Source organism: Chryseobacterium carnipullorum (assembly GCF_003815695.1).
GTDB lineage: Bacteria > Bacteroidota > Bacteroidia > Flavobacteriales > Weeksellaceae > Chryseobacterium > Chryseobacterium carnipullorum.
Genome location: NZ_CP033920.1, coordinates 1753161 through 1779782 on the forward strand (window position 1 = coordinate 1753161; position 26622 = coordinate 1779782).

At 38.0% G+C, this 26622-nt stretch carries 23 protein-coding genes; 12 read left to right on the top strand and 11 right to left on the bottom strand.

Annotation, left to right across the window (positions count from 1 at the left end; all coding sequences use genetic code 11):
• Positions 1-5: 5 nt before the first annotated feature.
• The 3 genes from EG346_RS08080 to ileS all read right to left on the bottom strand — a co-directional run bounded on the left by EG346_RS08080 (position 6) and on the right by ileS (position 4162).
• Positions 6-251 carry a DUF6576 domain-containing protein gene (locus tag EG346_RS08080; RefSeq protein WP_123877917.1) on the bottom strand — a complete coding sequence of 82 codons (246 nt, stop codon included), beginning with the start codon at positions 249-251 and terminating at the stop codon, positions 6-8.
• An 81-nt stretch (positions 252-332) separates the two neighbouring features.
• Complete coding sequence (locus tag EG346_RS08085) at positions 333-713, bottom strand: TraR/DksA family transcriptional regulator (RefSeq protein WP_034740299.1); 381 nt, start codon at positions 711-713, stop codon at positions 333-335.
• 59 nt (positions 714-772) lie between these two features.
• A complete protein-coding gene (gene ileS, locus EG346_RS08090) occupies positions 773-4162 on the bottom strand; it encodes an isoleucine--tRNA ligase (protein WP_123877919.1) in 3390 nt (1129 codons plus the stop codon).
• 347 nt (positions 4163-4509) lie between these two features.
• On the opposite strand from ileS, the gene EG346_RS25330 reads away from it, so the two are divergent.
• Together EG346_RS25330 and EG346_RS08100 are read left to right on the top strand one after the other, a co-directional pair.
• Positions 4510-6198 carry a M23 family metallopeptidase gene (locus EG346_RS25330; RefSeq protein ID WP_123877921.1) on the top strand — a complete coding sequence of 563 codons (1689 nt, stop codon included), beginning with the start codon at positions 4510-4512 and terminating at the stop codon, positions 6196-6198.
• A gap of 87 nt (positions 6199-6285) precedes the next feature.
• Positions 6286-7578: a flexirubin biosynthesis putative acyl-CoA ligase FlxY gene (locus EG346_RS08100; protein ID WP_123877923.1), complete on the top strand. Its 1293-nt coding sequence runs from the start codon at positions 6286-6288 to the stop codon at positions 7576-7578.
• Between the two features lie 50 nt (positions 7579-7628).
• Here EG346_RS08100 and EG346_RS08105 read toward each other — a convergent pair whose 3' ends face one another.
• Entirely contained in the window at positions 7629-8882 is a 1254-nt protein-coding gene (locus EG346_RS08105; protein ID WP_073335757.1) for an NAD(P)/FAD-dependent oxidoreductase, read from the bottom strand.
• Positions 8883-8979: 97 nt separating this feature from the next.
• Between EG346_RS08105 and EG346_RS08110 the strand changes: the two genes are divergently transcribed.
• The 10 genes from EG346_RS08110 to EG346_RS08155 all read left to right on the top strand — a co-directional run bounded on the left by EG346_RS08110 (position 8980) and on the right by EG346_RS08155 (position 21769).
• Complete coding sequence (locus tag EG346_RS08110) at positions 8980-10500, top strand: flexirubin biosynthesis tyrosine ammonia-lyase FlxA (protein WP_181876127.1); 1521 nt, start codon at positions 8980-8982, stop codon at positions 10498-10500.
• Positions 10501-10575: 75 nt separating this feature from the next.
• Entirely contained in the window at positions 10576-11307 is a 732-nt protein-coding gene (gene fabG / locus EG346_RS08115) for a flexirubin biosynthesis SDR family reductase FlxB (protein ID WP_123877927.1), read from the top strand.
• Between the two features lie 114 nt (positions 11308-11421).
• Positions 11422-12642, top strand: coding sequence for a beta-ketoacyl-[acyl-carrier-protein] synthase family protein (locus EG346_RS08120; RefSeq protein ID WP_123877929.1), 1221 nt, complete (start codon positions 11422-11424; stop codon positions 12640-12642).
• Positions 12643-12646: 4 nt separating this feature from the next.
• Positions 12647-12901: an acyl carrier protein gene (locus tag EG346_RS08125; RefSeq protein ID WP_123877931.1), complete on the top strand. Its 255-nt coding sequence runs from the start codon at positions 12647-12649 to the stop codon at positions 12899-12901.
• Positions 12902-13020: 119 nt separating this feature from the next.
• Complete coding sequence (locus tag EG346_RS08130; protein WP_123877933.1) at positions 13021-13905, top strand: lysophospholipid acyltransferase family protein; 885 nt, start codon at positions 13021-13023, stop codon at positions 13903-13905.
• A 203-nt stretch (positions 13906-14108) separates the two neighbouring features.
• Positions 14109-15644, top strand: coding sequence for a phytoene desaturase family protein (locus EG346_RS08135; protein WP_123877935.1), 1536 nt, complete (start codon positions 14109-14111; stop codon positions 15642-15644).
• Positions 15631-17313 (top strand): C45 family autoproteolytic acyltransferase/hydrolase, encoded by a 1683-nt coding sequence (locus tag EG346_RS08140; RefSeq protein WP_123877937.1) that lies wholly within the window; start codon positions 15631-15633, stop codon positions 17311-17313. The genes EG346_RS08135 and EG346_RS08140 overlap by 14 nt, the downstream gene beginning before the upstream one ends.
• Complete coding sequence (locus tag EG346_RS08145) at positions 17310-17675, top strand: DUF1648 domain-containing protein (RefSeq protein ID WP_073335746.1); 366 nt, start codon at positions 17310-17312, stop codon at positions 17673-17675. The genes EG346_RS08140 and EG346_RS08145 overlap by 4 nt, the downstream gene beginning before the upstream one ends.
• 6 nt (positions 17676-17681) lie before the next feature.
• Entirely contained in the window at positions 17682-18935 is a 1254-nt protein-coding gene (locus EG346_RS08150; RefSeq protein ID WP_123877940.1) for an alpha/beta hydrolase, read from the top strand.
• Between the two features lie 161 nt (positions 18936-19096).
• Positions 19097-21769, top strand: coding sequence for a T9SS-dependent M36 family metallopeptidase (locus tag EG346_RS08155; protein ID WP_073335742.1), 2673 nt, complete (start codon positions 19097-19099; stop codon positions 21767-21769).
• A 209-nt stretch (positions 21770-21978) separates the two neighbouring features.
• Here EG346_RS08155 and EG346_RS08160 read toward each other — a convergent pair whose 3' ends face one another.
• Genes EG346_RS08160 through EG346_RS08190 form a run of 7 tightly spaced genes read right to left on the bottom strand, consistent with a single transcriptional unit; the run spans position 21979 to position 26598 of the window.
• Positions 21979-23151 carry a DUF2062 domain-containing protein gene (locus EG346_RS08160; protein WP_123877942.1) on the bottom strand — a complete coding sequence of 391 codons (1173 nt, stop codon included), beginning with the start codon at positions 23149-23151 and terminating at the stop codon, positions 21979-21981.
• A gap of 4 nt (positions 23152-23155) precedes the next feature.
• Positions 23156-23632 carry a hypothetical protein gene (locus EG346_RS08165; RefSeq protein ID WP_073335738.1) on the bottom strand — a complete coding sequence of 159 codons (477 nt, stop codon included), beginning with the start codon at positions 23630-23632 and terminating at the stop codon, positions 23156-23158.
• A gap of 4 nt (positions 23633-23636) precedes the next feature.
• On the bottom strand, positions 23637-24008 hold the full coding sequence (locus EG346_RS08170; RefSeq protein WP_123877944.1) for an ApeI family dehydratase: 372 nt from the start codon (positions 24006-24008) through the stop codon (positions 23637-23639).
• Positions 24009-24012: 4 nt separating this feature from the next.
• The gene (locus EG346_RS08175; protein WP_123877946.1) at positions 24013-24615 is read right to left on the bottom strand and encodes an outer membrane beta-barrel protein; all 603 of its coding nucleotides are present in this window, start codon (positions 24613-24615) and stop codon (positions 24013-24015) included.
• 1 nt (position 24616) lies between these two features.
• Positions 24617-25258 carry a flexirubin biosynthesis protein LolB2 gene (locus EG346_RS08180; protein ID WP_123877949.1) on the bottom strand — a complete coding sequence of 214 codons (642 nt, stop codon included), beginning with the start codon at positions 25256-25258 and terminating at the stop codon, positions 24617-24619.
• Positions 25224-25850 (bottom strand): flexirubin biosynthesis/transport protein LolA2, encoded by a 627-nt coding sequence (locus EG346_RS08185; protein ID WP_073335732.1) that lies wholly within the window; start codon positions 25848-25850, stop codon positions 25224-25226. Before EG346_RS08185 ends, EG346_RS08180 begins: the two co-directional genes overlap by 35 nt.
• The gene (locus EG346_RS08190) at positions 25843-26598 is read right to left on the bottom strand and encodes a polysaccharide deacetylase family protein (RefSeq protein WP_123877951.1); all 756 of its coding nucleotides are present in this window, start codon (positions 26596-26598) and stop codon (positions 25843-25845) included. The genes EG346_RS08185 and EG346_RS08190 overlap by 8 nt, the downstream gene beginning before the upstream one ends.
• Positions 26599-26622 lie beyond the last annotated feature (24 nt).

The following is a 26622-nucleotide window of genomic DNA, read 5'->3' on the forward strand; positions in this document are numbered from 1 at the left end:
AAATTTTACATTTTGGACAGTTCATCGAGTCTTTTCCTGTCTTTTGGAGACAAGTCGCTGATCCCGTTTTTGCCCATCTTACTCAGAAGTCTGTCGATTTCTTTTTCTCTCTCGCGTTTATCAGAATTAAACTGATCATCGATAGTGTAGTTTCTGTGTTCATCAGGATAGAATCTGTTTTTGATCCATGCTCTGTTGAAAAACATCAAAACTGCGGCCACGATGATGCCTAAAATTAATACTCCGCTCATGGGTATACATTAAAAATTAGGTTTATAAAGTATTCATGAATACCATATAAACCCAATATTATTTTTACAAACCTTTAAGGTTTATTTTTGCATGTTTTTCGCTTCAATGCTTAACGTAGCATGAGGAACAGCCAATAATCTTTCTTTAGGAATCAGCTTTCCTGTTACTCTGCAAACACCGTAGGTTTTATTCTCAATTCTGATCAAAGCATTTTTAAGATCACGAACGAATTTTTCCTGACGTCCTGCCAGAATAGAGTTCTGTTCCTTACTTAAAGTTTCAGCTCCTTCTTCGAATGCTTTGAATGTTGGAGAAGTATCGTCTGTTCCGTTATTCTGGTCGTTGATGAAGCTTTCTCTGATCAGTTGCAAATCCTTTTCAGCCTTCTCTATTTTTTCTTTAATGATCGCTTTAAACTCTTGTAAATCAGAATCATTATATCTTACTCTTTCGTCTGACATGTTCTTTTCTCTTTTTTAATAAAATTATGAAATGGAATTTAAAAAACAATAACTATATGTTAATTTTTTTCAATATTTATCTTAAAATTAACCTCATCTATTTCGATTTCGTTAAAATTTGAAAGTGAAGATACAATTTCTATTTTATTTGACAAGACCTCAGAAGAAATATATTCTTCATTTTTCCTAACATCTTCAATGAATGGTGAATTTTCTTCAATGGAGATTTTTATTCTGTCCGTCAGTTCAAAGTCCTTCTCTTTTCGCAGGTTCTGAACTCTGTTGATAAACTCTCTTGCGATCCCTTCAGATTTTAACTCATCTGTTAGCGTCAAATCTAATGCCACAGTTGTCTTTCCATCAGAAGTTACGGTCCATCCCGGGATATCTTTTGTAGAAATTTCTACATCAGCAAGGGTGATTTCGTAACCTTGAACGTCTATTTTTCCTTCTTTTTCAAGACTGGCGATCTGTTCTGTGTTCAGATTGGCGATTTCTCCGCCCACCGTTTTCATGTCTTTTCCTAATTTAGGACCCAGCGCTTTAAAATTCGGTTTGATCTGTTTTATAATTAAATGAGAAGCTTCTTCTGAATTAATCAGCTGAAGTTCTTTAACGTTTACTTCCTGCTTGATCAGATCTGCAACAGCTAAAATCTGTTGTTCCGTTTTAGCATCCAGAACCGGAACCAATACTTTTTGTAACGGCTGGCGAACTTTTACATTTTCTTTCTTTCTTAACGAGAAAACCATACTGGTGATGTTCTGTGCCAAATGCGTTTTTTCCACAAGATCCTGATCAATCAGACTTTCATCTGCTACAGGAAAATCTGTTAAATGCACAGATTCACAGTTTTCTTTTCCGGTTACCTTATTCAGATCCTGATACAATTGATCCATAAAGAACGGAGCAATAGGTGCTGATAATTTTGCCACGGTCTCAAGACACGTATACAACGTCTGGTAAGCAGAGATCTTATCATCAGAATAATCTCCTTTCCAGAAACGTCTTCTGCATAATCTTACGTACCAGTTGCTCAGGTTATCATTCACAAATGTGCTGATTGATCTGGCTACTCTTGTCGGTTCGTAATCTTCGTAGAATGCTTTTACTTCTTTAATTAATAAATTTAATTCAGAAAGAATCCATCGGTCGATTTCAGGTCTGTTTTCAACCTCTTTTTCAGAATAATTGAATCCATCCACATTAGCGTATAAAGCAAAGAATGAATACGTATTATAAAGGGTTCCGAAGAACTTTCTTCTGACTTCGTCGATTCCTTCGATGTCAAACTTCAGGTTTTCCCAAGGATTCGCATTTGAGATCATATACCATCTCGTAGCATCTGGTCCATAAACGGCTAACGTTTCAAACGGATCAACTCCATTTCCTTTGGATTTTGACATTTTCAGTCCGTTTTTATCCAGAACAAGCCCGTTACTCATTACATTTTTATAGGCAACTGAATCAAAAACTGCGGTTCCGATCGCGTGAAGGGTATAGAACCATCCACGGGTCTGGTCAACGCCTTCCGCGATAAAATCTGCCGGGAATGCTTTATGATTGTCAATTAATTCTTTATTCTCAAAAGGATAATGCAACTGAGCATAAGGCATCGAGCCTGAATCGAACCAAACGTCGATCAAGTCGCTTTCACGCTTCATGGCTGCTCCTGAATCTGAAACAAGAATTACTTTGTCTACTACATTCTTGTGAAGATCCACCAGTTCATAGTTCTGCTCAGACATATTTCCTATAATAAAGCCCTGGAAAGGATTTTCTTTCATCAATCCTGCAGCAACAGACTTTTCGATCTCATTGTATAATTCTTCTACAGATCCGATGATCTTTTCTTCTTTAAGATCTTCCGTTCTCCAGATCGGTAAAGGAATTCCCCAATATCTTGAACGCGAAAGGTTCCAGTCGTTTACATTTTCAATCCAGTTCGCAAAACGTCCTTCTCCTGTTGACTTAGGCTTCCAGTTGATTTCTTTGTTTAAGTCTACCAGTCTGTCTTTCACAGCAGTCATTTTCACAAACCAGGAATCCAGCGGATAGTACAATACAGGCTTGTCAGTTCTCCAGCAGTGCGGATAACTGTGAACATATTTCTCTACTTTGAAGGCTTTATTTTCTGTTTTTAATAAAATGGCCAGTTCTACATCCCATGATTTTTCAGGCGCAGTACCCTCATCGTAATATTCGTTCTTGATGTATTTTCCTGAGAATAATTCAGGAACATTTTCTCCCTTGATAAATCTTCCCTGTAAATCTACCAGGGGAACCAGATTGTCATTTTCGTCTTTTATCAACATAGGAGGAATGCCGGCTTCTTTGGCCACTCTTGCATCATCTGCACCAAAAGTAGGAGCGATGTGAACGATACCTGTTCCGTCCTCAGTCGTTACAAAATCTCCTAAAATTACTCTGAAAGCTTTTTCAGGAGCGTCGTTTGGAGTAAACCAGGGAACTAATTGCTCGTATTGAGTTCCGGTTAATTTTACTCCTGTAAATTCTTTTAAAATTTGATAAGGAATCGTCTTGCTTTCTGACGTATAATTCGCGAGATCTTCATGAGTTCCTTCCACATATTTTTTACCAAAGTTCTTTTCTAAAAGGACTCTCGCTAAAACAACCGTGATCGGTTCAAAAGTATATTGATTAAAGGTTTTAACTAAAACATATTCAATGTCTCTTCCTACAGCCAATGCGGTGTTGGATGGCAAGGTCCATGGAGTCGTCGTCCATGCAAGAATGCTTACGTCTCCTTCAACATCACTAAATAAGTCAGAAGATTCTTTCTTTACTTTAAACTGTGCTACTACTGTAGTGTCAGAAACATCGTGATACGTTCCAGGCATATTTAATTCCGCAGAAGAAAGTCCTGTTCCTGCTTTTGGAGAATAAGGCTGGATCGTGTAGCCTTTGTACAATAATTCTTTATTATACAACTGCTTCAGCAACCACCAAACGGTCTCCATATATTTTGACTTGTAGGTGATATACGGATCTTCAAGATCTACCCAGTATCCGATTTTTTCCGTAAGGTCATTCCAAACGTCTGTATATCGCATGACTGCTTCACGGCAGGCTTTGTTGTAGTCTTCAATAGAGATTTTTTTGCCAATATCCTCTTTAGTAATTCCTAATTCCTTTTCTACGCCCAGTTCTACAGGAAGTCCATGTGTATCCCAGCCTGCTTTACGGAAAACCTGTTTTCCGTTCTGAGTCTGGTAACGACAAAAAATATCCTTTAATGCTCTGGCCATAACGTGGTGAATTCCGGGCATACCGTTTGCTGAAGGAGGTCCTTCATAAAAAACAAACTCGGCATTACCCTCGCGAATCTCAACACTTTTACTGAACGTTTTATTCTGTTTCCAAAACTCCGATACATTCTCGGCTATGTCAATAAGGTTGAGGTTTTTGTATTCTTTAAATTGGCTCATTGTAAATATCTCAATATCGTTGATTAATTAAGTCTGCAAATTTACTAAATTTTGTCGGTTTATAATATATGTTTTATTTAGCTTATATCTATTAAAAAGTTCAATTTCAGAAATATAAATGGGGAAATGAGACATAAGTGAATTGTGAATGATGAATGTGTCAATTTTTTTTCACTGTTTTTATCAAATTTTTACAACCATTTTGTTCAATGGGAGTGGGTTTTAACCCGTTTTAAAAAGGCAGGCTTCATCCTCTGGCTTTGGCCAATATCTAAATAATAAACAATTCTGTCATATCATTATTTAAAATGTTGTAAATTGAAGTGAATCCCCAAACGAAATAATGCATGAAGATTTTCCACAAACTTCTATTCATTTTTTTTTTCATTAACGCCATTACAATACAGGCTCAGAATACCTATCCGCAAAATTATTTCCGGAACCCTTTAAATATTCCCATGCAGCTGGCCGCCAACTTTGGTGCAGTTCGTACCAATCATTTTCACATGGGCCTGGATCTGCGGACCAACAGCCAGGAAAATTTAATGGTTGTGACAGCAGCAGACGGTTATGTAAGCAGGATAAAAGTGGAGCGATATGGTTTTGGAAATGCAGTTTATATTACCCATCCGAATGGGTATACCACTTTATATGCTCATCTCAATAAATACTATGACCAACTGGATGAATATGTTAAAGAAAGACAGTATAAAGATGAAAAGTGTGAACAGGACATCATTTTCTCTCCCGGACAGTTTCCGGTAACCCAAGGGCAGCTCATTGCTTTAAGCGGAAATACGGGAGGTTCAGCCGGCCCGCATTTACATTTCGAGATAAGAGATACAAAAACTGAAGAATGTATCAATCCGTTGCTTTTTGGGTTTAATATTCCGGATAGTATTGCGCCTGTTATCAGCGGGCTCTACTGGTATGACCGCCGATTCAGTACTTATGAGCCCGGAGCCAACGGAATTGCTGTTAAAAAGATGGGGAATATGTATACCACAGATGTAATTCAAGTCAGTTCACCAACGATTAGTTTGGCAATTAAAGCAGTTGATAAAGCCAACCAGGGATTTAATCTTGGAATTTATCATGCAGAATTACTGATGGATGATGAGGTGATGTACAGCTTTTCTATTGATAAAGTGAGTTATGATGACACCCGCTATATCAATGGATGTATAGACTATCCTAAGTTGATACAAGATAAAATGAGCATTCAGCACTTATCTTCTTTGCCGGGTATGAAACTGAAAAACTACAGCCCGTCGGATTTAAACGGAATCATTAATCTTAAGGACGAAAATGTACACTCTGTCGAAATTATATTAAAAGATTTCAATGGAAATACCAGCAGGCTAAAAACAAAAGTTAAACTCAGTAAAACTTCAGATCAGATCTCTTCTACCAATACAACGGTAAAAGCTAATGAACGTAAAACAATCACGACTGAAAATGCAGAAATCAATCTTAGCAAAAATGCAGTTTATGATGCCGTGAATTTTCAAATGTCTGAAAAATCAAGCACTAACAGAGATGCCGTTTCCAATACCATCGTTTTACATTCACCATATATTCCCGTTCATGATAATTATACTTTAAAAATAAAACCCAACAGGAAATTAACCAATGAAGAAAAAGGAAAAGTGGTCGTTCTGCTAGACTACGGAAGCGATACAAATGTTGCCAAAGGAAAGTGGAACGGAGACAGGGTGGAATCAGAATTTAACCGGTTGGGAACGGCAACACTTCTGCTGGACCAGAGTATGCCATCTGTTTCTCCGGGATGGAAAGAGGGAGCACTGATCACTGGCAGTACTCTGCGATTGAAAGGAGCCGCTACAATCGGCGATATTGTTGCATTTCGTGCAGAACTTGACGGAAAATGGCTGCGTTTTGCCCGTATGAAAGATGATTTTGTTTATATTTTTGATGAAAAATGTCCCAGAGCATCAGGTTCACATACTTTAAAAGTAACTACGGTGAATGCAGCAGGAAATACAAATACACAGACTTTTACCTTTCAGAGATAAGATTATTCCGGTTGCCAATTTTTTAATCTTTTAATCATTCAATCTTTTAATTTTAATTAAATAAATTTGTTCCTTAAAATTAAATCATTGGAATTCTATCCGGACATCGAAAGATCAGACCTTCAGGACATCAAAAAGTTTCAGGAGCAAAAGCTTCAGGAACTTCTGATTTATCTTGAAAACAATTCACCTTTTTATCAAAAGCTGTTTAAACAGAACAGCATCACTATCTCGGATATTCAGACGCTGGACGACCTGCGGAAAATTCCCACCACCACAAAAGATGATCTGCAGCAGCATAACGACGATTTTTTCTGTATTTCACAGGATAAAATCGTCGACTACAGCACCACTTCGGGAACTTTAGGTGATCCGGTTACTTTCGGATTGTCTGACGGTGATCTTGAAAGGCTTGCTTATAATGAAGCGATTTCTTTTGTCTGTGCAGGAATCCGGAAAGGAGATGTTGTTCAGATGGTCACCACCATTGATAAAAGATTTATGGCTGGTCTGGCTTATTTTCTGGGATTAAGAAAAATGGGAGCCAGTGTGGTAAGAATGGGGCCGGGTGTTCCGGAGCTTCAATGGGATTCTATATTCAGATATAAACCTAAATACCTGATCACTGTTCCGTCTTTCCTCTTAAAAATGATCGACTATGCTGAAAAAAACGGAGTGGATTATAAAAATTCCAGTGTTTATGGTGCAGTATGCATCGGGGAAAGCATCAAAAACCAGGATTTCACAGACAATATTCTTTCACAGAAGATCAAAGAGAAATGGGATATTAAGTTATTCTCAACCTATGCCTCTACAGAAATGAGTACAGCTTTCACGGAATGCGAATTTCAGATCGGAGGGCACCATCATCCGGAATTGATTATCACAGAAATTCTTGATGATGACGAAAATCCTGTCGGGGAAGGTGAAAATGGTGAGCTTACCATTACTACTTTAGGCGTAGAAGCGATTCCCTTACTTCGGTTCAGGACGGGGGATCTTGTGAAAGCTCATGATGAACCGTGTGGATGTGGGAGAAACACCATGAGACTTGGCCCTGTTGTCGGGAGAAAGCAGCAGATGATCAAATATAAAGGAACCACACTCTATCCTCCTGCAATGAATGATATTTTAAATGATTTCAATACGATTTTGTGCTATCAGATCGTTATTCAGTCTGATGAAATCGGATTGGACGAAATTATCATCAAATTAAGTACAGAGCAAGATCATGAGACCTTTGTGAATGAAGTCCGTGATCATTTCCGGGCAAAACTCAGGGTAAGTCCTAAAATTGAAATCATTGATTTTGATATTTTGTCGAAAACTGTTTTTAACCCGAATAGCAGAAAACCTATCACTTTTATAGATTTGAGATAATTTCTCATTTAAAATAAAACAAAAACGGTCTGAATGTTCAGACCGTTTTTTTATGATTGTTCCTGTTGCTGTTTTTCAAGCTTAATAAGATTTGCAAGGTTTTTAATAACCGTATCATGTTTCTTTACAAAAGGATTATCTTTATTCCAGACATATCCTGCGAGTACGGCACATATTTTTCTTTTTACATCTTCGTTTTCAGGCCTGTGGAAGAAAAGTTCCTGAAGATTGCCGGTGTACCACTCCTTTACATAGGTGGTAAAAACATCGACACCATAAAGGATGTAGTCCGTATAATCTTTCTGCCAGTCGATCTTTTCACCGTTAAGCTGTCTCAAAGCAAGTTTAGCAGCAAGCATTCCCGATTCCGTGGCAAAGGCCATTCCCGATGAGAACACAGGATCAAGGAATTCAGAAGCATTTCCTGTCAGGGCATATCCGTCTCCGAATAATTGCTTTACCGAACATGAATAATCTTTCAGATGTCTTGGCTCAAAAAGGAAATCTACATCTCCGAAACGTTTTACATAATATTCTGAAAGAGAAATTGCTTTTCTTAACGCTTCTGCGGGATCGCCATTTTCAGAAAGCTGATCTATATATTCTGTAGGACCAACAATTCCAACGCTTGTATTTCCGTTAGAGAAAGGAATGACCCAAAGCCATACCTCCGTTTCAATAATATCAAAGGATATAAGTGTTCCTTCTTCACCTTCCCCCCTGTTCGTATCTTCTACATGAGAGAAAATAGCGGAATGGGGAGCTAGTTTTGAGGGTTTTTCAAGATCAAGAAGTCTTGGGAGTACTCTACCGTACCCACTTGAATCGATGACAAATTTGGAGTGAATTTCTTTAGTGTCACCGTCCTTGGTTCTTACAGTCGTAATAGAATCTGTACCGTTAAATTGAATATCAATTACCTCAGTTTCAAATTCCAGATCGATGCCTTTATTGATCACTTCCTGGGCCAGGGTATTATCAAAATCAGCTCTTGGAACCTGCCAGGTCCAGTCCCAGCCTTCTCCGAATTTATCACTAAAATCAAAAATGCAAACCTCGTCGCCTCTTAAAAAACGGGCTCCCAGTTTTTTTTCAAAGCCCATTTTATCCAAAGCAGGGAAAAGTCCAGCCTCGTCAAAATGATCCATTACTCTGGGAATTAAGCTTTCACCCACTACCAGTCTTGGAAATTTTGTCTTTTCAACAACTTTTACGTTGATATTGTTCTTCTTTAAATAGGAAGAAGATACGCATCCGGAAGGCCCAGCCCCGATTACGAGAACATCAACAAATTCTTTGCTCATCTTGATTTTTTATTTTAATAATAACTTCTATCTTTGCCGCAAAATTAGTGACAATTAATTAATATTTTACAAAATTAGCAACTATTACTTTTAATTGATGAAAATAAATAACTTTTTAGAACTGAAGGATTTTCATAAGATTATCATTGAGAACGAAAAAATAGAACTGGAAGGAGCGCTTTTAAACAGAGTAGAAACAAGTTTTCAGTTTTTAAAGGAATTTTCACGAAATAAAGTAATATATGGTGTGAATACTGGCTTTGGGCCAATGGCTCAGTTTAAAATCAGTGATGAAGATACCCACCAGCTTCAGTATAACCTAATTAGAAGTCATTCTTCTGGAATTGGAAATCCATTACCCGCTCAGGAAGTAAAAGCCTGTATGCTGGCAAGGCTCAATACCCTTTCACTCGGAAATTCAGGCGTTCACCAATCGGTGGTTCATTTGCTTAAAGAATTGATCAACAGAGATATTACACCTTTGATCTTCGAACATGGAGGAGTAGGAGCCAGTGGTGATTTGGTACAGCTTGCCCACCTGGCTTTGGTTTTGATCGGAGAAGGAGAAGTATTTTATAAAGGTGAAAGAAAACTGACCAAAGACGTTTTCGAAACAGAGGGGCTGGAACCTATCAAAGTAGAGATCCGTGAAGGACTTGCTTTGATGAACGGAACTTCCGTTATGTCAGGAATAGGAATCGTTAATGCTTACAAAGCGAACCAGTTAACGGATATTTCAATTAGACTTTCATGCGCCATCAATGAGATTGTTCAGGCATATGATGACCATCTTTCAGAAGCTTTGAACGGCACGAAAAAACACTACGGCCAGCAGAAAGTGGCAGAAAGAATGCGTGCTCATCTGGCGGATAGCAAACTGATCAGGAAAAGAGAAGACCATCTTTATACCCACTTTGAAGAACAGGAAAAAGTATTTAAGGAAAAAGTTCAGGAGTACTATTCCTTACGATGTGTTCCGCAGATTTTAGGTCCTGTTTTAGATACGCTGGAATACACTGAAAATGTTCTTGAAAATGAGATCAATTCAGCCAATGATAATCCAATCATCAATGTTGAGGATAAGCATGTATACCACGGTGGAAACTTCCACGGAGATTATATTTCGCTTGAAATGGATAAACTAAAGATTGTTGTTACCAAGCTTACGATGCTTGCTGAAAGACAGTTGAACTACCTTTTAAATGCAAAGATCAACGAGATTTTGCCTCCTTTTGTAAATTTAGGTAAATTAGGCTTTAATTTTGGAATGCAGGGCGTTCAGTTTACAGCAACCTCTACAACGGCAGAAAGTCAGATGCTTTCCAATTCCATGTACGTACACAGTATACCTAATAACAATGATAATCAGGATATTGTAAGCATGGGGACCAATGCAGCAGTGATCTGCAGAAAAGTAATCGAGAATGCTTTCGAGGTATTGGCGATTGAAGCCATTACCATTATTCAGGCTGTGGAATATCTTGGTTTTCAGGACAAAATTTCGTCTTCTACCAAAGAATTGTATGACGAGATTAGAAAGATCATTCCTGCTTTTTCTGATGATATGGTGATGTATCCGTATCTGGAGGAAGTGAAAAAATATTTAAAGGCAATGTAATTACAGATCGTAATGAATTGTTATACACTTAAGGATTAAAAATTATACTTAAAAAAACTAACTAAACACTAACACATGAAATGTGCAATTGTCACAGGTGGCTCCAGGGGAATTGGCAGAGCAATCTGTATAAAACTGGCTGAAGAAAAAAATTACCATATACTCATCAACTACACTTCCAATGAAGCGGCAGCGAAGGAAACTCTGGCTAAAGTTCAGGAACTGGGTGCTACTGGAGAGATCCTGAAATTCGACGTTGCCAGTGCTGAAGAAAGCCTTGGTGTTTTGACGGAGTGGCAGGATAGCAATCCTGATGCGATCGTTGAGGTTATTGTAAACAATGCCGGTATCACAAGAGACGGATTATTCATGTGGATGCAGAGCGAGGATTGGAATAGTGTGATCAATACAAGCCTTAATGGCTTTTTCAATGTAACCAACTTCTTTATCCAGAAGCTTCTTCGAAATAAATACGGAAGAATCATCAATATGGTTTCTGTTTCCGGAGTAAAAGGAACAGCGGGACAAACCAATTATTCTGCAGCAAAAGGCGCTTTGGTAGGGGCTACAAAAGCACTCGCACAGGAAGTGGCCAAAAGAAATATCACCGTAAATGCAGTCGCTCCGGGATTTATCAGAACAGATATGACTCAGGACTTCAATGAAGAGGAGCTTAAAGCAATGATTCCGGCCAACAGATTTGGGGAAGCAGAAGAAGTTGCGGATCTGGTAGCATTTCTAGCATCCAGAAAAGCGTCCTATATTACCGGGGAAATTGTGAATATCAACGGCGGAATCTACTCTTAAGAATAAAAAATAATATAACAATATAGCAATGTACCAGTGTAACAATTTGGCTTTGACCTCAGTATGATTGTTAAATTGTTATACTGATACATTGTTACATTTAAAGATAAAAACATGGAAAATAGGGTTGTAATTACCGGAATGGGAATTTATTCTTGCATCGGGACCTCTTTGGAAGAAGTCAGAGAATCCCTATATCAAGGAAAATCCGGTATTGCTTTAGTACAGGAAAGAAAAGAATTCGGATTCAGGTCTGGCCTTACAGGGGTAGTCCCGAAACCGGATCTTAAAAATCTACTCAACAGACGCCAGCGTGTAAGCATGGGTGAGGAAAGCGAATACGCTTACCTTGCGACCATTGATGCATTGAAACAGGCTGGTGTTGATCAGGATTTCCTTGACAGCCATGAAGTAGGTATTCTATACGGAAACGACAGTGTTTCTCAGGCAGTAGTAGAATCTATCGATATTGCCAGAGAAAAGAAAGATACTACATTGATGGGATCGGGTGCGATCTTTAAATCAATGAATTCTACAGTAACCATGAATCTTTCAACGATTTTCAAACTGAAAGGAATCAATCTGACCATCAGTGCGGCGTGCGCCAGTGGCTCACATTCTTTAGGGCTTGCTTATATGATGATCAGCAATGGTTTTCAGGATATGATTATTTGTGGGGGAGCGCAGGAAACCAATAAATATTCAATGGCTAGTTTTGACGGACTGGGTGTTTTCTCCGTAAGAGAAGATGAACCCACCAAAGCCTCAAGACCTTTTGATTCCGGAAGAGACGGATTGATCCCAAGTGGAGGAGCGGCCAGCCTTGTGGTGGAAAGTTTAGAATCTGCCCAAAGAAGAGGAGCCACCATTCTGGCAGAGATTGTAGGCTACGGTTTTTCTTCAAATGGCGGACATATTTCAACACCGAATGTAGACGGCCCGGCTCTGGCTATGCAGAGAGCTTTGAAACAGTCTGGGTTAAAAGTGGAAGACATAGATTATATCAACGCCCATGCGACATCTACCCCCATCGGGGATGCCAATGAAGCCAAAGCAATCTATGAGATTTTCGGAAGTGAAATTCCGGTAAGTTCTACAAAATCTATGACCGGACATGAATGCTGGATGGCAGGAGCAAGCGAAGTAGTGTACTCGATTCTGATGATGCAGAATGATTTTGTAGCACCGAATATCAACCTGGAAAACCCTGACGATGAGGCAAAAAGGATAAATTTGGTCTCAAAAACGAAAACTCAAAAAATTGACGTATTTTTGTCAAATTCTTTCGGATTTGGGGGAACCAACTCCGCATTAATAGTTAAAAAATTTGATTAAAAACATGGAAAGGGAAAAAATTATTGACATCGTTAATGATTTCTTAATAAACGAATTCGAGGTAGATGGCGATGAAATCAGTAATGACGCCAACCTGAAAAAGACGCTCGGGCTGGACAGCCTGGACTATATCGATATGGTAGTCGTGATCGAATCTAATTTCGGAGTGAAATTGGGAGAAGCAGATTTTAAACAAATGGTGACATTTGATGATTTCTATACGACTATTGAAAATAAAATTGCCGCAAAAAACGCATAACTATCGATTGAACTTTATTCTTTTTAATAATGTAACAATAAAAAAATATACCAGTGTAACAATGACTTCAACCGAAAGATTGTTACACTGGTATATTGATAAATTGGTAAACTGTATATATGAACAAATGGAAAGGTAAATCTAAAGGAACCATAACCGGATATAAGATATTCGTCTGGTGTATTAGAAATATCGGAATCCGGAGTTCATATGTTGTGCTCTATTTGGTTGCTTCCTATTATTTTTTATTTCTTAAAAAAAGCAATCGCTACATTTCTTATTATTTTCAGAAAAGACTGAACTATGGCTATTGGAAATCAAAAGCTTCCGTATTCAAAAGCTATTTTACTTTTGGTAAGGTTTTGATTGATAAAACTGCTATTTCTGCTGGTTTAAGGGAGAAATACACCTATGAATTTGACGGAATAGAAAATCTCAGAAACCTTTTAGCAGAAAAAAAAGGAGGCGTTCTCATCAGCGCCCATATTGGGAATTTTGAAATTGCAGAACATTTCTTTGCTGATATTGATTTTGATTGTCAGATCAATCTTGTGACCACAGATCAGGAGGTGACCATCATTAAAGAATATCTGGAAAGCGTTGTCGTTAAACAAAGCAATATCAAATTCATCTACGTCAAAGAAGATATGTCTCATATTTTCGAGATCAATCAGGTATTATCAAATAATGAGCTGATCTGCTTTACAGGAGACCGTTATTTCGAAGGTTCAAAATATCTGGAGGCTGATTTGCTGGGAAAAAGCGCTAAATTTCCCGCCGGCCCCTTTTTGATCGCTTCACGGCTTGGTGTTCCTGTAGTCTATGTGTATGTGATGAAAGAAAAAAATCTTCACTATCACTTATATGCAAGGGTAGCGAAAAATATTAAAAACCGTGATTCTCAGGGACTTCTCAATTCTTATGTACAGAACCTGGAATCAATGATTACAAAATATCCTCTTCAATGGTTCAATTATTTCGATTTTTGGGATGATATTGATTAATTTTTCTAATTTTATCACCGAAAACTGATAATAATTCAGAATTAAACCTGATGAGAGAGTTAAGATGGTTTTAAACCCAACCGTATTTGTTGATTTTGCGCCCATATGTTTTAAAAAAACAGCTACTCAATAACAACCATTTGCGTCTTTGTGTTTAATCTTTCTATAATGCTTAATCAAAAAAACACACAATTTTTCTCCTATTGAAAAAAGAATACGACATACTGGTGATCGGTAGTGGATTGGGAGGCCTTGTTTCGGCTTTGATTTTGGCGAAAGAAGGCCTGAAAGTCTGTGTACTGGAGAAAAATAACCAGTATGGAGGAAATCTGCAGACCTTTTCACGGGACAAGCTGATTTTCGATACCGGAGTCCATTATCTGGGAGGTCTTTCGGAAGGACAAAATCTTCACCAGTTCTTTTCCTATCTTGACATTATGGATGAGCTGGAACTTCACAAAATGGATGAGGATGGCTACGACAGAATTTCTTTTGGAAATGAAAGAATAGAATATCCTCATGCGCAGGGGTATGAAAACTTTGTCGAACAGCTCACTGCCCATTTTCCTGATGAAAAAGAGAACTTAGAAAACTATTGTGAAGAAATCCAGTACGTTTGTGCGCAGTTTCCAAGATATCAGGTAGTTGGGAAGGATACTTATAATGAAGAAATTCTTCACCTCAATACCAAAAGATTCATCGAGTCTGTTACCCAGGACAAAAAATTACAGGCAGTACTGCTTGGTTCCAATTTTTTATATGGCGGAGATTCAGAAAATATACCGTTCTACGTACATGCTCTTACAGTAAATTCTTACATTCAGAGTGCTTATAAATGTATAAAGGGCGGAAGTCAGATTACAAAACTCCTGATCAAAAAGCTTCGCCAGTATGGAGCAGAGGTACACAAGCATTCTGAGGTTTCCGAATTTATTTTTAATGAAAACAATATTTTATCTTCTGTAAAAATAAAGTCAGGCAAAGAATATATTGCCAGAAAATTTATTTCAAACATAGAAATCCGTTCCGTCATGAAACTGATCGGGGAAGAAAGACTGAGAAAGTCTTTTTCCAACAGGGTGATGAGCTGGGAACCGGTTTCCTCATGTTTCAGTGTGTATCTGGTTTTAAAACCTCAAACTTTCCCTAACTTCAATTATAATATCTACCACTATTCATCAGAAGAAATGGTCTGGAATGCATTCCGTTACAGCAGAGAAAACTGGCCTGAAACCTATATGCTCTCTTCTACAGCCTCAAAGCATCATCCCGACTATGCTGAAAGTCTTACAGTGATCTCTTATATGGATTTTGATGAGGTGAAATCCTGGGAGAAAACCATCAATACAGTGGCCGAAGAGCACGAGAGAGGATTGAAGTACGAAGAATTTAAAATGGGAAAGGCGGAAAAAATGATCTCAGCACTGGAAAAGAAAATTCCTAATCTCAGACATTCCATACAAAATATCTACACTTCATCACCGCTGTCTTACAGGGACTATATTGGTAGTTTTGAAGGAAATATGTACGGTTACATGAAAAACTCAGATAACCCTCTTAAAACAATGGTTTCGCCCCGTACAAAGATTGATAATTTCTTTCTTACGGGACAGTCTGTCAATATGCACGGAATTCTTGGAGTAACCATAGGCGCCTTCAATACCTGTGCAGAAATTCTCGGAAAGGAACTTATAGATAAGCGTCTGAAACAAATGATCAAGATGAATGAAAAAAAATAACCGGCTTGCTACAGTACCTGGGGGAATTTATTTGTTCCTGATTCTTTCCCTTATTTCATGCGGAGTTTCAAAATCGGTCAGACATATTCCCGATATCAGTGCTTATACGGTGGAAACTCCAAAGGTCAACAAGATCAATGATTCTACATTCAGCTTTAATCAGAATTATCTGACAAAGAATAAGCAACAGCTTTGGGAGCTCTATATCAAAGGAAACCCGCTGCAACTTGGATATAACAACGGAGCACTAACCCAAGTCCTGATGCAGCAGCAGGAAAAGATCTTCTTTTCCAAAGTCGAAGGTTTTGTTCCGTCAAAGTTTAAACAGAAGGTCCTCAGAGAATTTCTAAAATGGTACAACAGGAAAATGTACCTGAATGTCCGGGAAGATTATCAAACAGAATTATACGGTTTGTCCCGGTATTCTTCAGATCAGTACAATTTTATTGCTCCCAAATATCTCAGGAGCCTGTATCTTCACGGAGCCCACGACATTGGCCATGCCATGCAGGATCTGGCCATGGTAGGATGTACTTCCCTGGCAGTATGGAATGAAAATACCGAAGACGGAGACTTGCTGATCGGGAGAAATTTTGATTTTTATGTAGGAGATGATTTTGCTAAAAATAAGCTCATCGAATTTGTGGAGCCGGAAACTGGAATTCCCTATATGTCTGTAAGCTGGCCCGGAATGATAGGCGTAGTGTCCGGAATGAATAAAGAAGGGATTACAGTAACCATCAATGCCGGGAAATCTAAAATTCCTCTGACTGCCAAGACACCGATCTCTCTTGTGACCCGGGAAATTCTACAGTATGCGAAAAATATTGACGAAGCTATCGCCATCGCAAAAAAAAGAAAAGTGTTTATTTCCGAATCCATTCTGGTAGGAAGTGCTCATGATAAAAATGCGGTGATCATTGAAGTTTCACCTAAAAATTTCGGAGTTTACAGGGTTGAGAATACAGGCAGGGTTTTTTGTACCAATCATTTTCAATCAGAAGCGTATAAAGATGATAAAAGAAACCAAAAACAGATCTTAGAAAGTCATTCCGAATACCGGTACGAAAAGCTTCAGGAACTTTTGGAGGAAAAGAAAAAACTGAATCCTGAAAAAATGGCCGCTGTTTTAAGAGATAGATCCGGTTTAAAAGACCGGAAAATAGGCTACGGAAATGAAAAAGCAATCAATCAGCTTCTGGCACACCACGCCGTTATATTTTCCCCTGAAAAAGGGCTCGTCTGGGTTTCTTCCAATCCTTATCAGCTGGGAGAATTTGTATGCTATGATCTCAATGAAATCTTTTCCGGTAAAAAGGCAGTGGAAAGCTTTCAGGCAAAAACAGCACTGAATATTCCCAGAGATCCTTTTGCAGATTCTGAAGAATTTGAAAACTATCAGGTATCTAAATTAATGGGTGAAGATTTAAGTATGGCTCTAAAGGATAAAGACATCGCAATGACAAATGACCTTATTCCCAACTATCAATCCATGAACCCTGATTACTGGCTGGTCTATTATCAGGCGGGCAAATATTATTTCAGCAGGAATGAGTTTTCAAAGGCCAAAAATGAATTTGAAAAAGCACTGACCAAAGAAATTACTACAGTTCCGGACAGGCAAAATGTAGAAAAATATCTGAAGAAAACTTTAAAGAAACTAAAATGATCCCTAAACATATAAAATTACTGTTCTGTATTCCTTTCATTATTATTATCGGTTATACCGCTTATTTGCTTACTCAATATAGTTCTATTCCTGACATTATCCCTATTCATGGGTATGGAGGAAAGAATGATGGCTATGGAAGTAAGGCATTTCTTTTTGTACCTATCGCCTTGAATCTTGCTATCTTGACCTTTATCTGGATGACAATCAAAAGACCGGACAAGATTAAATTTACTTTTGAAGTGAAGGAAGAAGATCAGGCAAAAACCTATTATCAGTACCAACTGGTTTTGATCATCCTTGCAATTTTTGTAACCTTGATGATGAGTCCGTTATCTTTTTCGGATGTAGTCTTTAAATAATTAATTATGAAAAAACTTTTAACCCTATTTCTAATTGTATTGTCATTCCTGTCATTTTCTCAAAGCAGAAAAGACATCGGAGCCCAATTTATCAGGACTTTATTGGTTGATAAAAATCCAGAAAAAGCCCATTCATTTTTTGATGCTTCCGTAGCCGGAGAGATCAAAGCCACAGACCTTGCCATGGTTACTGAGCAGCTTCAGGGGCAGTTGGGTGCATTTAAAAATATTCTGGAGGTAAATAATGAAAAAGATTCCTATTACTATTATTCTGAATTTGAAAAATCTAAACTGGATATCCAGATTACTTTTACCAGCGGTGATAAGATGATCGGTTTCTTTCTGGTTCCTCATAAAATGTTTGATCAGCCGGATGATAAAAATACATTAAAGATGACCAGTGATGATATTGAACTGAAGGGAACTTTGCTTGTTCCGGCAAATGGTAATAAGAAAAAGCTAGTCATTTTTGTTCATGGATCCGGAGCAAGCGACAGAGACGAGACCTTAGGTGAAAATAAGCCTTTCAAAGATATTGCAGATGAGCTTTTTAAAAATGGAATTGCTTCATATCGATATGACAAAAGAACCTATTCCAATCCGGAAACTTTCACTGAAAAGTCAACAGCAGAACAGGAAACAATCAATGATGCAGTCAATGCAGCAGCATATTTTAAAAATAATGAGAATTTCAAAGGGTATCAGATCATCATGTTGGGACATAGCCTGGGCGCTTATCTGATGCCGAAGATCGCGGAGAAAGCTCAGATTTCAAAATATGTTTTTATGGCCGGTAATGCCAGACCGCTTCAGGAAGTCATAATGGATCAGCTTGAATACCTTCACAAAATTGACCCTTCAAAAATTTCAACCGAAACGGTAGATACCATCAAAAAGCAAGTAGCTTTTTTACAATCAGATAAATTTGATCTGAATAGTCCGGCCTCAGAACTTCCCCTGGGACAGTCTGCTTCCTATTGGAAATATCTTTTAAACTATAAACCGCTTGATGAAGTTAAAAACATCAAGTCACCTCTGTTTTTTGCACAGGGTGAAAGAGATTATCAGGTGACAGAAAAAGACTTTGCCCTTTGGAAAAATCAGTTGAAAACCAATAAAATGGCAACTTTTAAATGGTATCCTTCACTGAATCATTTGTTTATTAAGGGTTCAGGGATTCCATCTCCGGGAGATTATGAAGTCAAAGGAAATGTAGATGAGGAGTTTTTAAAGGACCTCGTTCAGTTTATTGTGAAGTAAAATTTAATTTTAAAATAATGAAATAAGTTGAGCATTTTGTTTTGTAAAATGCTCTTTTTCGTGGTATAAAATAATTATTATTAACCCATTGGTATCGATAATGTAACATTTTGTTGTTTTTGCTACTAACTAGGGAAGTAAATTAAATCAAAGTAAAAGATATGAAAAGAATTCGACTAAGTGTTAAGTTTTTATTGCTTTGTTCTTTTTTCGGTTATAGCGCTTTATCTGCTCAGAAACATGAGCAGGTGATCAAAGATTACGTTAATGCTGAAAAGACATTTCAAAGAATAAATCCTGAGCTGAAAGCATTTACCATTGTGAATGTTGACCCTTCAAAAAGTCTGAAAGGTGATGTGGTAGGAATACAGCAAACCATCAATGGTGTTCCGGTTTTTGGAAGTTCTGCCAATGTTTTGGTAAGAGAAGATAAAGTGCTGAGCTTTGCTGATACTTTTGTGAAAACGTATCCTTCCCTGATAAAAGGAAAGGAGAGTGCCCATAAGGAGTCTCTGGTAGCAGAAGCAGCCAGGAAACTGAACGGCTTGACTACCGTTAAAAACAGTCAGGGAAAAGAAGAATCTTTAAAAACTAAACTTGTTTACTTCTCTAAAGGCGGAGAATTGATCCTTGGATACCAGTTCGACTTGGAAGAGAAAGGGACAGGCAACCTGTGGACTTTAATCATCAGCACAGATGACGGTTCTGTACTATACCGCGAAAATCTTACAATTTCATGTGATTTCCATGATGGCGCTCACGAGCACTTTCCAACAGAATTACCGAAAACAGAACTCAATATTCAGCCTTCTATACTTCCTGTTTCTGTAAAGCAGGAAAACAGCAACCTTAACAAAAATTTTGTTCTGGCTCCTGATAATGCCTCTTATAACGTTCTGCCATTCCCTGTGGAAGCTCCTTCTTTTGGAAGCAGAGCATTGCTGAATAATCCGTGGGACTTAACAGCTTCTCCGGAAGGATGGCATTCTGATGGTACCAATCATTATACGAACACCAGAGGAAATAATGCGTACGCATATACGGATGAAAACAATACCAATACGGTTCAGTTTTCTGCCGATGGGGGAGCGGCAAGAGCTTTTGATTTCCCTATGGATGTAACATTACCTCCACAGAACTATACTTCTGCGGCGGTGACCAATTTATTTTATGTCAATAATAAAATGCATGATGTATTTTATAAATTTGGATTTACAGAAACAGCCAGAAATTTTCAGACCACTAATTTCAGTGGCTCCGGTGCAGGCAATGATGCTGTTTTGGCAGAAGCCAGAGACGGAGGAGCTTATAATAATGCGAACTTCCAGTCACCGGCAGACGGATCTGCCCCCAGAATGCAGATGTATTTATTTGAGCCTACTCAGATGCAGAATCTCTTTTATAATTCGCCATCAATTTATACGGCAAGAGTTCCAATAAACAGAACGGCACAGTTTGGCCCTGCGCTTGAAGGAAATGCTCCTGTAACTGGAAATTTAGCACTTTCTGTGCCTGCAGATGCATGTACGGCTGTAGCAGCAGGAAGCTTAACCGGTAAAATAGCGGTAGTAACTGCGGCGACTTGCGGTTTTGCAGTTAAAACCAAAAATCTGCAGAATGCTGGTGCTATAGGCGTGATACAATATCACCCCAATAGTGATACTCCGGTAGGTTTAGGTGGTACAGATGCTACTATTACTATTCCGACCATAATGATTGGAAAGACGGAAGGACAATTCTTACAGTCTGAAATTACCAATGGAGCAACGATTAGTGCAACATTAAAATACGATAAATTAAATTACGTTTATAAAGACGGAAGCTTAGACAATGGGGTTATGGCACACGAATACGGACATGGAATCACCAACCGTATGACGGGTACCGGAAACAACTGTTTAAATTACGGAACTTCCAATGAGCAGATGGGAGAAGGATGGTCTGATTTCTTTGCCTTGATGCTAACCAACAAGCCGGGAGACAACGCTTCTGTTCCCAGAGGAATGGCTACTTTTACAGCCAGTCAAACTACAAATGGAGCAGGGATAAGACCCGCGAAATATTCACCTGATTTTACCGTTAATAATTACACCTATGCCAGAACTAATGGGATGAAAGTTAACGATAATGTAAGATTAACTAATGGTACCGTAATTCCGGTTACCAGAGCAGATGTTCACAGTATAGGATTTGTATGGGCAACGATGCTTTGGGATCTTAATTGGAAATACGTAGAGAAATATGGCTATAACAGCAATGTATTGGCAGATCCGAATAGCGGAAGTGCAAGAGTACTTCAGTTGGTAGTTGATGCCCTTAAACTGCAGCAGTGTAACCCGAACTTTATACAGGGAAGGAATGCCATCTTAGCGGCTGACATGGCAAAAACCAACGGAGCAGATAAATGTATGATCTGGAAGGTATTTGCGAAAAGAGGGTTAGGCGTTAATGCAGCACCGGGAGGTTTGGTTGGAATATGGCAGGATTATAATCAGCCTGCTCCGGACTTAAGCGACCAGGTTGAAAATTTCGACGTTCCGGCTGAATGTAATACCCTGGCAGTGAACGAAGCTTCTGCTGCTTCAAAAGGAATATCCATCTATCCGAATCCGGTGCAAACTGAATTCACGATAAAAACGCCATCAGGAATGGATCTTTCAGGGATTACTACCGTTTCAGTGTATGACCTGACAGGGAAATTGGTTTCTTCGGAAAAAATCAATCTGAACAAACAGACCACTGTAAACGTTAATACGCTATTGAACGGAGTGTATATGGTGACCATCAAGGGGAATGCCATTGATTACAGCCAGAAAATTATTGTTTCAAAATAAAAGTAGAATAATAACAGTATAGAGAAGGAAGTCCTGAAGCTCTGCTTCAGGGCTTTTTTGTTGCGGATTACATGAAAGAAAATGGACTTAAGTGGTATGGGGTACGGGTTTGAGGGGCAGAGTGTTTTTGGGGTTTATTGTATTTTAGTTGCTTGTTGCTAAACTTAATATATAAAGTCTCATGTCCCATATCTGATGTCTAAAATCTCCTAATCATTCTCCGGATTCAGTTTATTCAGAAAAAGATAGGTGGCAATTCCGCAAATAGCGGACATCGATGTCGCTAAAATAGCACTTCCGATTACATATTGAAGCAGATTGTTTTTAATCAGTTCGAAATTGAGCTCGCTGCTTAAAATATTACTGTCGCCATGTACAAATGGGGAACCTAAAAAGAGAGAAGCTGCAATCACAAAAGGAATAAAAGGCGGAAGACTCACGTTGGACGCCACAAAGGCCAAAACTTTATTCAGCTTAAAAAGTACGGAGAGTGAAATCACAAGCAGGGTATGAAATCCCCAGAAAGGTGAAAATCCGATAAACACACCGAGTGCGATTGAAAATGCCTTCGTCCGGTTGCTGCCGTCACTTTCCAGGACATCTTCTTTTATGAATCTTTTAAAGCTTTTTTTTTTGAAATTATTCACGAAGTTTCGCGGAATAATATAAAGCAGCGTGATGGTTACCAAAATAGTATTCAGAATGCTGATTCTGGTAAAATCTTTGAACGGTCTGAAATGAGAAACCCTCTCTGCAGGATCATATAATACTTTAATGGGAACATTTTTTACGGGAACATGTCTCCAGGCCGTCCTGACAATGATTTCGATTTCAAATTCAAATTTCGGGGTAAAATATTTCCTGGGAATTTTTAATAGTGGATATAATCTGTAGCCGGATTGCGTGTCTTCCAGTTTTATTCCGGTCTCAAACCAGAACCAGAAATTAGAAAATCTGTTTCCAAAGCTGCTCTTTTTCGGAATTCCATCCTGAGACATATTTCTGTTTCCGATCAAAAGTACATCTTCTTCTTCCTTAATCATTGCCTCTACGAATACAGGAATGTCATCCGGATAATGCTGTCCGTCTGAATCAATGGTAATGGCATAATGATAGCCCAGTTTTTTTGCCTTTCTGAAGCCTGTTTTAAGCCCGTTTCCCTTTCCTTTGTTCTCTGGCAGGGAAATCACGGTGATCTGCGGGTACTGAGCTAAAATGTGAGATGTAGAATCTGTTGAACCGTCATTGACCGCAATAATGTTTTCAGTGTAATTCAGAACACCGTCTATGACTCTTTTCAGAGTTTTTTCATTATTGTAAGTAGGGATTAAAATGCAAATCTTTTTTTCGTTGATGGCATTTTGTACTTCAGGAAAGGTCATCGTTTTATTTTATAGTGGCTCTTTCTGCGTCTGTAAAGGATTTAGACTGCATCACAAACTTTTTCACATAGCTTTTCAGCGTTGCGTTTTGCTTACTGTAATTACTCATCAGGAATGCTTTGTCGTCCTTGATACTGCCTCTGTAACCCACTATTTTCGGGATATTTTCCTGAACACTCAGCCTGATTACGCGAAGTTCTATAGTATTGGGATTACTTTTAATAATGCTTTCAAGACTTGTTGCTCCTGTTTTCACAAGCGCTTTTCTGTTCTTTTTGGTAATCTTGGCCTCCATAATCTGTGCCGCTGCTTTGTAACCGTTGGTTACGGCATCAGAACCCGATTGCTTTTCTGCAAGATTGATGAACGCTTCCGTATTGGCATTGGAAAGATTAGCTTTAGCATAGCTGTTTCTTAACGCTTCAATGTCCGTCTGGAAAAAGAAAATAAAAGCCGTTACAAGAGATAAGAGAAGTTTCATGATGTTATTTTTTATAGCTTACAGACATTTTTAATGCAATAGTCTCGCCAAAAGAAGTGATGTTTTTTACTTTAACATCTTCTTCATTTTCAGTAATATCCAGTTGGAGTTTCAGGTCCGGAGTCTCAAATGGATTGATGATCGCCATGAATTTTACATTTGATGCTGTTTTTAAAAATAATTTTGAACCCGTAAATTCTTCTGTCAGTTCTTTTACGATCTGCATCATACAAACCCCTGGTGTTACAGGATTTCCGGGAAAATGACCTTTAAAAATCGCATGGTCTTTATTCAGCTGAATATAAGCGGTATAATTTCCGGTTTCTGCTTTTTCGTATGATTCTAAAGTATAAAAGTCTGTAAGAATAGTCTGCATAAAATTATTTTTTCATGTTAAAGGTATAATAAACTCCCGTTTGAAATGTTACATTCGTATGGTCGCTATTAATGTGTACAAAGCCCTTTTTAATTCTGGCTTCTACTCCAAAATTTTTGGTAATATCATATCCTGCTCCAAATAATAACCCTAAATCAGCATCTGTTGGAGATTCAATATTTTTATGATCGGTAAGAAGTTCCAAAGTCGGACCAAAATGAATATTGAATTTATCGAAATAAAATTTATTCACTACCGCTCCTCCTATATAAGAAAGGCTCACCGTTTTAGAAGTTACCGCCGGGTTTTGACTTTCATATTTGGCTCCCTGACGGGTATAGTAAATTTCCGGTTGAAGAGCATAGAATTTAGCAAATCGGATATTCGCCTGAAAACCAATATAAAAATCAATTTTTGATTTGATATCATACGTATTGCTTCCGCTATGATAATAGTTTTGATTATCAATGTAATACCAATAGTCGTGAACAGGACCATCCGAAAAATGAGCAATATTGGCGCCCACTCGTATGCCGGGATTAAAAGTTACCTGGGCAAAAGAAAGGCTTGAAATTAAAGCAATTGCTAAAAATAGAAGTTTTTTCATGTTAATTCTGTTCGGTTTCGGTTATTTGAAATAGTTTTATATTGATCTTAAAATCCTTATGCCGGAGGTTTAAGCTGTCCGCGAAGATATGTTTTTTTGCCTCAAAACTGAAATCAATTTTTTCCTTAGTGTTTTTGGTGTAAATGATGTTCTTCAACAATCCGTTTTCTTTACTGAAGAACAGATAATAAGCCTTATTATCCGCTTTAGACAGATAGATTTTCGACTGATCATTTTCAAAAGATTCACTCACAGGATATGATCTTTTCAACAATTCACGAAAGTCATTTCTTAGAAAATTAATAACGATTTTTTTGTCCAGATCCGGAAGTACATAATTCAGTTTAAAATCATTTTCAGAAATCTCGAAATCAATCAATTTATTTCCAAAATCTGAAGTCATAGCCACACGGTGGGTTGTTTCATTCAGTTTTTTGATGATCAGAATACCACTTACATGATTTTTATAAATATCCATCTGACATTTATAGACATAATCTTCGCCTGATGAAAAATATAGATTTTCAACCGTCTTTTCTGTGCTTTGAACTGGTTTTGCATCTGTAAGCTGGTAACTTTTACAGGAAACAAACAGTAGAATAAACAGGCTACAAATTAAATTCTGAAGCTGCAATCGCTGCATTGATTTTGGTATTTTTGAAAACAATATTGGTCGTATCTCCTGAAGCTTCCGTCATATTCACCTGCGAAACCGTAGATTGGTTTTTAGGGAAATGTAACTCGATCTGTTTGATGTATTTCAGTAATTGAGCCGATTTCGGAATGAATTTGGCCACATTGAAGTTTCCGTTTTTAAAATAGGTAACGGTAAATTCCGGGTCACTGAACATTTTCCCGTTTGAACTTCCTACGATCAGCTTATTGATCTTCTCAAACGTTTTACTCTTCGCGTCTACAGAAGACTTTTTGCCCTGATCATTAATGAAAATTTTACTGTCTTTAAAAACAATGCTGTACTGGTAAGGTTTGGTGTACTTCCAGCTCAGCATATTGGGCGATTTTAGTGACATCTTACCGTACGTAACGATGTTCTTATCCAGAAAATCCATTTTTTTGGTCTGAGTAAAGTCGCTCTGAAGGGTTTTGATCTCCTGAGTTTCAGAAGATACTTTCGTCACAAATGCTTTAGCTTCTGCTCCGGACATGGCTGTCATCTGTGCAGAAATGAACCCGGAAATTAATAAAAATGCTCCGAAAGCAATATTTTTAATCATTTTTATTTGATTTTGTAATTGAATCGACGGTAAACGTCGAATATTTTTTGTCCTTCAAAAATAACAATAAATTGACCAAAACTTTATAAGTCTTTTCAGAGGTATCATGGAGAAGAATAATACTTCCTTTTTTAAGGTTACTGGTAACTCTTTTGTAAATTTTATTTTCATCTTCTGTCACCGTATCCAGTGAGCGGATATTCCAGCCGATGCTTGTTTTTTGGGTTCTTTTAATCGCTCTGGCGATGTTTGGATTGGTAACCCCAAAAGGAGGACGGTATAAATCTGTTTTAAGGTGCCCCACACGGAACATGATTTCATCACACTTCTCAATCTCGGAAATCATTTTGACAGCAGATAAAAATCCGGTATTGTTTGAATGTGAAAATGTGTGATTGCCAATGGTATGACCTTCAGCAATGATTCTTTGAAAGGTTTCAGGATATTGCTCAATCTGTTTCCCGATACAGAAAAAGGTAGCTTTGATCTGATGTTCTTTAAGTAAATCTAAAAATCGGGGGGTAAACTCAGTGGGTCCATCATCAAAGGTTAGGGCAACTTCATTTATTTTCGTTCTTTTGTGAGTCATGCTATTCACAAAATACCCCAACGTAATATCAAATGAACCCCATACTACCAGAACAGAAAATGCAAAAAAACAGACCAGATACACCCAGAAAGATCCATGAAACGCATAAATGAATACGTTGCAGAAAAGATAAAATAGAATAAACGGGTAATGTTTCATCTTCTGTTATTTTAAATTGTCCTT

Excerpts from the sequence above, each read along its gene's own strand:
- EG346_RS08080 (WP_123877917.1), bottom strand. The coding sequence starts at position 251 with ATGAGCGGAGTATTAATTTTAGGCATCATCGTGGCCGCAGTTTTGATG.
- EG346_RS08085 (WP_034740299.1), bottom strand. The coding sequence starts at position 713 with ATGTCAGACGAAAGAGTAAGATATAATGATTCTGATTTACAAGAGTTT.
- ileS (WP_123877919.1), bottom strand. The coding sequence starts at position 4,162 with ATGAGCCAATTTAAAGAATACAAAAACCTCAACCTTATTGACATAGCC.
- EG346_RS25330 (WP_123877921.1), top strand. The coding sequence starts at position 4,510 with ATGAAGATTTTCCACAAACTTCTATTCATTTTTTTTTTCATTAACGCC.
- EG346_RS08105 (WP_073335757.1), bottom strand. The coding sequence starts at position 8,882 with ATGAGCAAAGAATTTGTTGATGTTCTCGTAATCGGGGCTGGGCCTTCC.
- EG346_RS08110 (WP_181876127.1), top strand. The coding sequence starts at position 8,980 with ATGAAAATAAATAACTTTTTAGAACTGAAGGATTTTCATAAGATTATC.
- fabG (WP_123877927.1), top strand. The coding sequence starts at position 10,576 with ATGAAATGTGCAATTGTCACAGGTGGCTCCAGGGGAATTGGCAGAGCA.
- EG346_RS08120 (WP_123877929.1), top strand. The coding sequence starts at position 11,422 with ATGGAAAATAGGGTTGTAATTACCGGAATGGGAATTTATTCTTGCATC.
- EG346_RS08125 (WP_123877931.1), top strand. The coding sequence starts at position 12,647 with ATGGAAAGGGAAAAAATTATTGACATCGTTAATGATTTCTTAATAAAC.
- EG346_RS08130 (WP_123877933.1), top strand. The coding sequence starts at position 13,021 with ATGAACAAATGGAAAGGTAAATCTAAAGGAACCATAACCGGATATAAG.
- EG346_RS08140 (WP_123877937.1), top strand. The coding sequence starts at position 15,631 with ATGAAAAAAAATAACCGGCTTGCTACAGTACCTGGGGGAATTTATTTG.
- EG346_RS08145 (WP_073335746.1), top strand. The coding sequence starts at position 17,310 with ATGATCCCTAAACATATAAAATTACTGTTCTGTATTCCTTTCATTATT.
- EG346_RS08150 (WP_123877940.1), top strand. The coding sequence starts at position 17,682 with ATGAAAAAACTTTTAACCCTATTTCTAATTGTATTGTCATTCCTGTCA.
- EG346_RS08155 (WP_073335742.1), top strand. The coding sequence starts at position 19,097 with ATGAAAAGAATTCGACTAAGTGTTAAGTTTTTATTGCTTTGTTCTTTT.
- EG346_RS08160 (WP_123877942.1), bottom strand. The coding sequence starts at position 23,151 with ATGACCTTTCCTGAAGTACAAAATGCCATCAACGAAAAAAAGATTTGC.
- EG346_RS08165 (WP_073335738.1), bottom strand. The coding sequence starts at position 23,632 with ATGAAACTTCTCTTATCTCTTGTAACGGCTTTTATTTTCTTTTTCCAG.
- EG346_RS08170 (WP_123877944.1), bottom strand. The coding sequence starts at position 24,008 with ATGCAGACTATTCTTACAGACTTTTATACTTTAGAATCATACGAAAAA.
- EG346_RS08175 (WP_123877946.1), bottom strand. The coding sequence starts at position 24,615 with ATGAAAAAACTTCTATTTTTAGCAATTGCTTTAATTTCAAGCCTTTCT.
- EG346_RS08180 (WP_123877949.1), bottom strand. The coding sequence starts at position 25,258 with ATGCAGCGATTGCAGCTTCAGAATTTAATTTGTAGCCTGTTTATTCTA.
- EG346_RS08185 (WP_073335732.1), bottom strand. The coding sequence starts at position 25,850 with ATGATTAAAAATATTGCTTTCGGAGCATTTTTATTAATTTCCGGGTTC.
- EG346_RS08190 (WP_123877951.1), bottom strand. The coding sequence starts at position 26,598 with ATGAAACATTACCCGTTTATTCTATTTTATCTTTTCTGCAACGTATTC.